General features: G+C 36.9%; 7 protein-coding genes, 1 tRNA gene and 2 rRNA genes. 2 read left to right on the forward strand and 8 right to left on the reverse strand.

The annotated features are described in order from the left end of the window. The 6 genes from glmU to QZ548_RS05345 all read right to left on the reverse strand — a co-directional run. Nucleotides 1-1,355: bifunctional UDP-N-acetylglucosamine diphosphorylase/glucosamine-1-phosphate N-acetyltransferase GlmU (gene glmU, locus QZ548_RS05320; protein WP_295868919.1), on the reverse strand; the 1,355-nt coding region annotated here is incomplete at its 3' end. A 128-nt stretch (nucleotides 1,356-1,483) separates the two neighbouring features. Beyond that, a complete protein-coding gene (purR, locus tag QZ548_RS05325; protein ID WP_060924833.1) occupies nucleotides 1,484-2,302 on the reverse strand; it encodes a pur operon repressor in 819 nt (272 codons plus the stop codon). 226 nt (nucleotides 2,303-2,528) lie between these two features. Then, nucleotides 2,529-3,137, reverse strand: a complete 609-nt coding sequence (locus QZ548_RS05330) for a peptidoglycan-binding protein (protein ID WP_295868923.1) — start codon at nucleotides 3,135-3,137, stop codon at nucleotides 2,529-2,531. A gap of 239 nt (nucleotides 3,138-3,376) precedes the next feature. After that, on the reverse strand, nucleotides 3,377-4,549 hold the full coding sequence (gene nhaA, locus QZ548_RS05335) for a Na+/H+ antiporter NhaA (protein WP_295868926.1): 1,173 nt from the start codon (nucleotides 4,547-4,549) through the stop codon (nucleotides 3,377-3,379). 28 nt (nucleotides 4,550-4,577) lie between these two features. Continuing rightward, a complete protein-coding gene (nhaA, locus tag QZ548_RS05340; protein ID WP_295868929.1) occupies nucleotides 4,578-5,732 on the reverse strand; it encodes a Na+/H+ antiporter NhaA in 1,155 nt (384 codons plus the stop codon). Nucleotides 5,733-5,882: 150 nt separating this feature from the next. Then, a complete protein-coding gene (locus QZ548_RS05345) occupies nucleotides 5,883-7,208 on the reverse strand; it encodes a PepSY domain-containing protein (RefSeq protein WP_295868931.1) in 1,326 nt (441 codons plus the stop codon). Nucleotides 7,209-7,344: 136 nt separating this feature from the next. Here QZ548_RS05345 and QZ548_RS05350 point away from each other — a divergent pair. Then, a tRNA-Gly gene (locus QZ548_RS05350) sits at nucleotides 7,345-7,418 on the forward strand. 101 nt (nucleotides 7,419-7,519) lie between these two features. After that, nucleotides 7,520-7,729: a molybdopterin-binding protein gene (locus QZ548_RS05355; RefSeq protein WP_295868935.1), complete on the forward strand. Its 210-nt coding sequence runs from the start codon at nucleotides 7,520-7,522 to the stop codon at nucleotides 7,727-7,729. Between the two features lie 883 nt (nucleotides 7,730-8,612). Here QZ548_RS05355 and rrf read toward each other — a convergent pair. Both rrf and QZ548_RS05365 read right to left on the reverse strand, forming a co-directional pair. Continuing rightward, nucleotides 8,613-8,729: ribosomal RNA gene (gene rrf, locus QZ548_RS05360) — 5S ribosomal RNA — on the reverse strand. A 76-nt stretch (nucleotides 8,730-8,805) separates the two neighbouring features. Beyond that, nucleotides 8,806-9,213, reverse strand: a 23S ribosomal RNA gene (locus tag QZ548_RS05365); the annotation flags it as partial.

The raw sequence follows: 9,213 nt of genomic DNA on the forward strand, positions 1-9,213 counted from the left end.
TCGTCTGTTACCCAGTTTTCTTTCACAATTTGCTTGCTACGGCCCACTGCTAACGCCTTATCTGGTACATTTTTAGTAATAGTAGAACCTGCTCCTACATAACTATAATTACCTACTGTTACAGGAGCTACTAAGTTACTATTACAGCCTACGAAAGCACCATCGCCAATGGTCGTACGATGCTTAACTTTACCATCGTAGTTTACAGTAATCGTACCACAACCAATATTAACACCGGATCCTACATCGCTATCGCCGATATAGGAAAGATGAGGGAACTTAGTTCCTTCCCCAACATTAGAATTTTTCACCTCTACGAAGTTGCCTACATGAACCTTGTTGCCTAGTACAGTATTTGGACGCAAGTGAACATATGGACCTACATCTACACCATCTTTTACTTCGCAGTCATGACCATACGTGAAGTGGATAATCGTATCGTTACCAACTTTCACATTTGTTAAACGAGTATGTGGACCAATTTCACAACGCTCCCCAATTACAGTATTGCCTTCAAGGATTGTACCAGGATGCAAGATTGTATCCGCCCCTACTGTTACCTCTGGAGCTACGTAAGTATTTGCTGGATCGATAATTGTTACACCGGCTGTCATTAATTCAATATTTTTACGGTGTTTTAAAATAGCCTCAGCTTCAGCTAATTGCAAGCGAGAGTTTACACCTAGAGACTCTTCAAAATCTTTAGTCATATAAGCGCTTACCTTATCGCCACCATTTACAAGAATACCAACTACATCCGTGATATACAATTCACCTTGCGCATTATCATCAGATAGTTGATCTAAGCAAGGCCATAATTTTTTGCTATCAAAGGCGTACATACCAGTATTTACTTCTTGAACGGCTAATTCCTCTGGTTTACCATCTTTTTGTTCTACAATGCGAACTACGGAACCTGCTTCATTACGAATAATACGACCATAACCAGTTGGGTCAGGCATATGTGCTGTTAAAATCGTAGCAGCTGCACCAGAGTTTTTATGCTCCTCTAAAAGAGCTTCTAAGCTTTCCTTTGTAACGAGTGGCGTATCACCACACAATAATAAGATTGTACCATCATAATCGCCAAGCACTGGTTGAGCCATTTTTACAGCATGCCCTGTACCATTTTGTTCTTCTTGACGAACAAATTCAGCGCGATTACCTAAGTAATTTTGTACTGCATCACCGCCAAAGCCAACGATAACAACATCACGATTTGTACCAATAGATTGAACAGTTTCCAGAACGCGTTCCACCATGGCCTTGCCACCAACTTTGTGCAATACTTTTGGCAACTTAGACTTCATGCGTGTACCCTTACCAGCAGCTAAAATAAGGCTTGCAATATTCATAGTAATCTCCTATCTGTTATCTCTTATATCTAGACCATTTACACTATTAATCTCATCATATTAGCCAGCAAACTAAAACTCAATATAGAGTTATTATAGCTAACTATAATGGATGTAATATTAATCGTTTATTCTTCATCAAATACTGGCTCTATACTTATTTTCTTTGTATTTTCATCGATGCCATAGAAAGTAAATAATGATTCATAATCATCTATTAACTTTGGATTTGGCTCTGCCGTTGCTACAAGAACACCCGTACCAACTACAATACCACTCATTTCAAGTACAAGTTCTTTAAGACCTTTTGCTGTACCTCCAGCTTTCATAAAGTCATCGATAATTAAGACCCTAGCATTCGGTGGAATAGCACGTTTAGTAAGCGTCATAGTTTGAATACGACCAGAGGAGCCAGTTACATAGTTAATACTAATAGCAGACCCTTCTGTTACTTTACTATCACGACGAGCAATAACGAGAGGTTTATTAAACGCTCTAGCCACCATAACAGCTAAAGGAATCCCCTTCGTTTCAACCGTCAAAATATAATCTGGATTGCGGTCCATAAAGCGAGTCATTATGATTTCCCCAAGACGAGTCATTACATGCCAGTCATACAAGATATCAGACATATAAATAAACCCACCAGGGATAATGCGATCTGGTTCCATTAAACGAGCTTGCACATCTCGTAAAATATCATTTGCTTGAGTACCCTTCCGATGAGGAATAAAACGTACCCCGCCTGCCACACCAGCCACTGTTTCTAATGTGCCCAATTGAAAGTGTTCCATAGACTGTCTAACACAGGTTAAATCTTCACTAACTGTAGATTTAGCCATGCCAAAGAAGTCACAAAAATAATTTAAAGGAATCAATTTTTGCGGTGAATCAACTAACAATTTTGTCATTGCCACCATTCGTTCCACGCGCCGTACTTTATCCATAGAATTTCCTTTACCATTCATCATATAACTATTGATTGTACTCATTCAATAAAAATCATGAGTCATCTCAAATATATCTATTATTTATTATACCATAATTTCCGAATATTCGAGGTTATAAAAACACTATAATTCGGTAAAATAAAAAACTCTCTAGACCTCATATAATACTGTAAAACTAGACCTTATAGTCTATTACAATAATATGTGAACTAGAGAGCTTTTATTATAAAACGTAAACCTTCACAGTTTGACGACCAAACTGCAATGCTTCAGAACGTGAATCATAGGCTAAATCAATTCTATGACCTTTAATAGCACCACCAACATCGTCAGCTACAGCATAACCATATCCTTCAATGTATAATCTCGTACCTAATGGAATTAATTTTGGATCTACAGATACAATTCCCTTCTTCAATCGACTACCTGTAGCCGTATAATTTCCATTTCCAGGATCTTGAGCAGAATAAGCACTAGCCTGCATAGTTAACACTCGAGAGTATTTATTAGGCACACCATCATGACTTAATGCTGTACCATGACCACCATATCGAGTCTCCATCTTTTCTAAAGCATTCATTGTTGCAGGACCAACTCGCCCATCGACAGCGAGTCCCTTTGACTTTTGAAATTTTCGTACCGCCTGTTCTGTGTTATGACCATAAATACCATCTACAGAATCATGCAAAAAACCTTGATGCTTTAACATTGTTTGGACCTTACTTACATGGTGCCCCCGTTGTCCCTTATCAATCGTTTTTGCCAATGATACAGAAGATATCATTGTAGTCATACAAACAAGCGTACATGCAATAATTATTTTTTTTACCATATACACCTCACCTTACATTAAGTAGTATACTATACAGTATTAAATAATCTATAAACAATATTGAGATAGTAATACCAAAAATGCATGTATAATGCACTTTATTAACTACATATATCATAGAAATCTAAGATACCAATGAAATAAAATCTCCATTATGGACTACTTTATCTAAGTAAAATGTAATTTAACATTAGATGTATGGGAGTCAATAATGGAGACTTTACTAATACTATTTAATTTTAGCAGTTATGATACAAACCAATATGGCACTCTTTACGATTAGCACCAACTATACGTAAGTATATATAACCTATAATTGCAGAAATAATAGAGCCGATTAATACCCCACCCTTAGCCATCTCTTGAGCATGACCTGGATCAAAAGCTAAAACGGAAACAAATATACTCATAGTAAAACCAATACCACATACAATGGATGTACCATAAATAAATTTCCAGTTAGCTTCTGCTGGCATAGGTACAATACCTAACTTAATCATACCAAACATAGCACCAAAGATACCGATTTGTTTCCCTAAAATAAGACCTAGGGCAACGCCTAAAACAACTGGATGTGTTAAATCTGCTACACCAAATCCACCAAGACTTACACCGGCATTAAAGAAAGCAAAAATAGGAACAATAACAAAGCTTACCCAGTTAGATAAATAATGTTCCCAATGTTGCATTGGTCTAACATATTTACGACCAATCTTGCCCCGTTCAGGAATTGTCATCGCCAAGATTACGCCTGCCATTGTAGCATGTAAACCAGAACGAAGAATACAGTACCATAAAATTATACCAAGAATGATATAAGACAAAGATCTAACGTACCCAGACCGATTACAATAAATCAATAACCCCGTTACAACTACAGCACCGAATAAATAAAAAAGATTAAGATTTGCTGCGTAGAATATAGCAATAACAATGATGGCAATTAAGTCATCAATAACAGCTAAGGCTGTCAAAAATACTTTCATAGAGTTAGGAACTCTTGATCCTAATGCAGTTATTACACCTATAGCAAAAGCAATATCTGTCGCAGTAGGAATAGCCCATCCATGAACGTAAACTTCACTAAATCCAGCAATAAGATAGTAAATAATAGCAGGTACTAATACACCAAATAATGCAGCAATACCTGGCATGATACGCTTAGCATTCGTATTAAGTTCGCCACTTACCAATTCACGTTTTACTTCTAATCCAACAAAGAGGAAAAAAATCGCCATTAATGCATCATTAACCCACTCCATCGTTGTTAATGGACCTAGTTTTAAATTAACCAGAGACATATATTGTGTTGCCAATGGAGAATTCGCTACGATTAATGCAATAAGTGTAGCTCCTAGTAAAACGGCAGTAGCCGAACCAGGAGAACGTAAAAGTACAAATATCCGTTCCATATGATTCCTTCCTAATATGATAAGTTTATTATTTGTTCTTAATAGATCTTATTTTATAAGCCACAATTAAAACTATAGCACCTAATAAACCAGAAATAATAGAGCCTATAAAGATACCAATTTTAGACATTTCTTGAGTTACACCAGGTGGAAATGCCAATGTAGCCACAAATAAGCTCATAGTAAAACCAATACCACAAACAATGGCTGTACCATAAACCTCTGGCCATGTTGTATTAGTAGGCATCTTGATAATTTTAGATTTAACTAAAACGAAAACAGCAGAAAAAATACCAAACTGTTTACCTAAAATAAGACCTAATGAAACGCCTAGTACAACAGGATGGAATAGGTGATCTGCTGAAACATCAGCAAAGGATACACCAGCATTTAAGAAACTAAATAAAGGAATAATCAAAAAATTAACCCAATTTTTCAGTTTATCAGCCCATTTAAGCATAGGATATACTGTTTCACCATCAAGTTTACCTGTTGCAGGAATAGTCATAGCTAGGACAACACCTGCAATGGTTGCATGAACACCAGACTTTAATACAAAGTACCAGAGAACTCCACCTAATACACCATATAATACAGGTCTAACATATCCCTGTTTATTAGTATACCACAATGCACCTGTAACGATAGCAGCACCAATCAAGTATGGAAAATCAACACCAGCACCATAAAAGATAGCTATAACAATAATAGCGATTAAATCATCTATAACCGCCAATGCAGAAAGAAATGCTTTCATAGCTTGTGATACACGCTTACCGAGCATCATAATTACACCTATGGCAAAGGCAATATCAGTAGCTGTTGGAATCCCCCAACCATGAGTATACTCAGGCACAGATCCAGCAATTAAGAAATATACTAAGGCTGGTGTCACAACGCCTGCAAAAGCAGCTAATACTGGTAGTAGTCGTTTTGAATTTGTATTCAGCTCACCAGAAATCATTTCGGATTTAATTTCTAGCCCTACATATAGGAAGAAAAGAGCCATTAATCCATCATTTACCCACTCCAATATATCCATAGGGCCCCAATACACATGCATTAAGGAGAAATACTGTTCTGCTAGCGGAGAATTTGCTGTAATAACACCAAGAATAGCGGCAAGTAAGAGCATAATACCGCCAGATGATTCAGACTGAATAAATGCCTTCATATGATTCATAGTAACTACCACTTTCTTTATTATAAATATAAATACAGATTTTCATACATAAAAACTATCTATTTAAATTAATTATATCATTTCATTTCGAAAATAATCAATGAACTAATGATGAAGCACGCTGAGTAGATACATGAAGAATATAATAACTTAATGATTAAATCCTCTAATTAAAGAAATAAAAAATACAACTAGAGGAATAGTTAAACAAATACCTGCTATAGTATTTGTAACTGGATTGGACCAAAGTGGCATAATAAATCCAATTAATACACAGGTACCACAAGAGATTGGTGTACGCCAAACATGTTTTATTTCAGCCGATACTTTAGATTCTGTAGCACTAGCTCTGCCAAATTTCTTTTTAATAGTCATAATAATACCAGTCACAATGCCTACAATAAGAACAATATCCCAGATGGCCCATAATATTTTAAGAGCCATCGTATTATGATTATGAATATGGAGATTAATCATTGTAGTCATGCCCGTAAAATACCAGGGGATATTTTTTGTAGAATACATATCCTTAGTAGAATCAGTATATAAATTAGCATAGACTGGTTGACCCAAGAACATAGCTGGATCATCATCATTTTCAGCACCTAAATAAAATGCATAATGATAATTATTAAATTTAGATGGATAATCTATAGATATAAGCTGACGATCTGGGTATGCTTTCATAATTCGAGAGATAGCTTCAGATGGTTGTAAAATGTCAGATTGACCAACTGAAAGTTCTTGCTTTGCAGTGTGTAGTACATCTGCATTATAGCTGTCATTAGCAATAAAAAATCCACCTATCCATACACCTGTAATACATAAGATAAATCCCCATACAGTAGCAACCATAGCAAATTCTCGGTGTAATGTACTTAATTTCATATAGTTAGACAATACAGTAGATTTGGCAATGCTTTTACGAAATGGACCATATAAAAAAATACCAGAAATAATAGATAAACTACATATAAAAGATAAAATCGTTACAATATAAATTCCTGTTTTGCCAAGATCTAATCGAGTATGTAATTGGTGAAGCGTATGTAACACACTTCGAACCCAAGGATGTGCAGGCGTTTCATGATGCGTAGTAATAAGATCCTTTGTTTCAGGATTATATAATGCATAATCCCCTCCCATCCCCATACGCGCTGGAGGTGCTACAGTTGCAGAAGAATCAATAATACGATACCGTAAAATATTTGCAGCCCCCATAGCTGGAGAAATATTTAAAATATCCTTAGACGGATATTTTTCTTTCACTAATAGGGCACCTTCATCAGCATAATTAAAAATAGACATTTCTTGTTGGCTCATCGCCATTGATAACGAGGAATGATGTGACCCTCCTTGAGCCCATGCATTTAATTCTGTTCGAAACATGAGGATAAGCCCTGTAATACAGAACATTAAGAAAAAAAGCACAGAAACTATAGATAACCATTTATGGATTTTATAAATTTTTGACATACATATGCCTCCTTCCTCATTATTTTATACATCTATTCTTATATCAATACAATACAGCAACCACTATGGGTATAGAGTATATAAACAAGCTCCACTTGAATGTATATATTATAGTATGATACAATATGTACATCATGCGGGCGTAGTTCATCGGTAGAATGCGAGCTTCCCAAGCTTGAGAGGAGGGTTCGATTCCCTTCGCCCGCTCCATATATAAAATGCCGTGATATGATATACGTCACGGTTATTTTTTTATATTGTGATATAATAAATATAGATTTGTATTGTATATTTTTTACAAGGAGTATTCCATGAAATTAAGCGCAAGAAACCAATTAAAAGGTACAATCGTTGATATTCAAGAGGGTGCTGTAAACGCAATTGTAAAAATTAATGTAGGTAACGATAACATTCTTACAGCTGATATTACAGTTCAATCTGTTAAAGACTTAGGCTTAGTAGTTGGCAAAGAAGTTGTAGCTGTTATCAAATCTACTAGCGTAATGGTTGGTGTAGAATAATAAAACTAGAGTCGCTTCGGCGACTCTTTTTTTGTATATAAATTAATTTTGATTAAATTGATATGTATAAAAATGAGCTCTGTAAGCTATTTTAAAGTAGCTTATAGGGCTTTATATATTTTATAGAGTTACTCAATAAAAGTTGTACTTACCGATCTATATACTTACTCAATATCTTTTAATATGCGATACCATAGATACTACACACTGTAATAGCTTATAAATAAATCCAGTTTACATTGATCAATAATTGCTTAACAAAATTATAGTGGTTTATAGTAATTATATTTACTAGACTCTCAACTTACTCAACTACTTTGCAGTACGATACCATAGATACTACGCACCGAGGTATCGAGAAAAAATATAAAGCAAATTTACATAATTTTAAGACTTACTCAACTGCTTTACGGTTCGGTAACATTGGCACGTTGTGCCGCGTTACCGTAAGGATATAGTTTGCCTCCTACCACTAGCCGCGGCTTCCTATCACACTCGCCCATGGCGACATATAATACATTATGCCAATATACAGACTTAACTATAGGGCTTCGTCGAAGGTGATGTATGGGCCCCATGCGTCGCATAGATCTAATTGCATTTCAGTGGCCCTACTTGCTTCCTCACTGTGGATTTCCCTTCTCTGCTTCGCAGTTCGGTAAATCTTACATTCGGAAGAAAGTGATGCAGTGAATCTGTCGTCGTTTCACTCCTCCATCTTCTACTGCCCTACTTTTCCCAGCTCCGTCTGACACGGACACTTAGATAGATAGTACTTGTACAACCTTGGCTGGAGACGGCTCTAGCAGGTAAGAAAGCTGTGCTCGTTAGAGCACAAAAATAGAGGGCCAACCCTTTAGGGTTGACCCTCTATTTTATGCTTAATCAGCAGCTTCCTATCCTCCCAGGCCGTCTCCAGCCAAGTACTTTCGGCGTTTATGAGCTTAACTACTGTGTTCGAGATGGGAACAGGTGGATCCTCATAGCCATCGCCACTGAATCTGTCAGAGTTTGTACTCTGAAAACCACATAGAAGTTATATATATTTGTTGCACATTCTGCTTAATGTTTTTGTTTAAGTAAAGCCCTCGATCTATTAGTACCAGTCAGCTCCAAACCTCACGGCTCTTCCACACCTGGCCTATCAACCATGTCGTCTACATGGGATCTTACTAGCTTATGCTATGAGAAACCTCATCTCAAGGCTGGTTTCACGCTTAGATGCTTTCAGCGTTTATCCGTCCCGAACGTAGCTACCCAACTGTACCCTTGGCAGGATAATTGGTACACCAGCGGTTCGTCCACTCCGGTCCTCTCGTACTAGGAGCAGCCCCCTTCAAGTTTCTTGCGCCCGCGATGGATAGGGACCGAACTGTCTCACGACGTTCTGAACCCAGCTCACGTACCACTTTAATCGGCGAACAGCCGAACCCTTGGGACCTACTTCAGCCCCAGGATGTGATGAGCCGACATCGAGGTGCCAA

Source organism: uncultured Veillonella sp. (genome assembly GCF_915069625.1).
In the GTDB taxonomy this organism is placed as follows: Bacteria; Bacillota; Negativicutes; order Veillonellales; family Veillonellaceae; genus Veillonella.

Excerpts from the sequence above, each read along its gene's own strand:
- purR (WP_060924833.1), bottom strand. The coding sequence starts at position 2,302 with ATGGATAAAGTACGGCGCGTGGAACGAATGGTGGCAATGACAAAATTG.
- QZ548_RS05330 (WP_295868923.1), bottom strand. The coding sequence starts at position 3,137 with ATGGTAAAAAAAATAATTATTGCATGTACGCTTGTTTGTATGACTACA.
- nhaA (WP_295868926.1), bottom strand. The coding sequence starts at position 4,549 with ATGGAACGGATATTTGTACTTTTACGTTCTCCTGGTTCGGCTACTGCC.
- nhaA (WP_295868929.1), bottom strand. The coding sequence starts at position 5,732 with ATGAATCATATGAAGGCATTTATTCAGTCTGAATCATCTGGCGGTATT.
- QZ548_RS05345 (WP_295868931.1), bottom strand. The coding sequence starts at position 7,208 with ATGTCAAAAATTTATAAAATCCATAAATGGTTATCTATAGTTTCTGTG.
- QZ548_RS05355 (WP_295868935.1), top strand. The coding sequence starts at position 7,520 with ATGAAATTAAGCGCAAGAAACCAATTAAAAGGTACAATCGTTGATATT.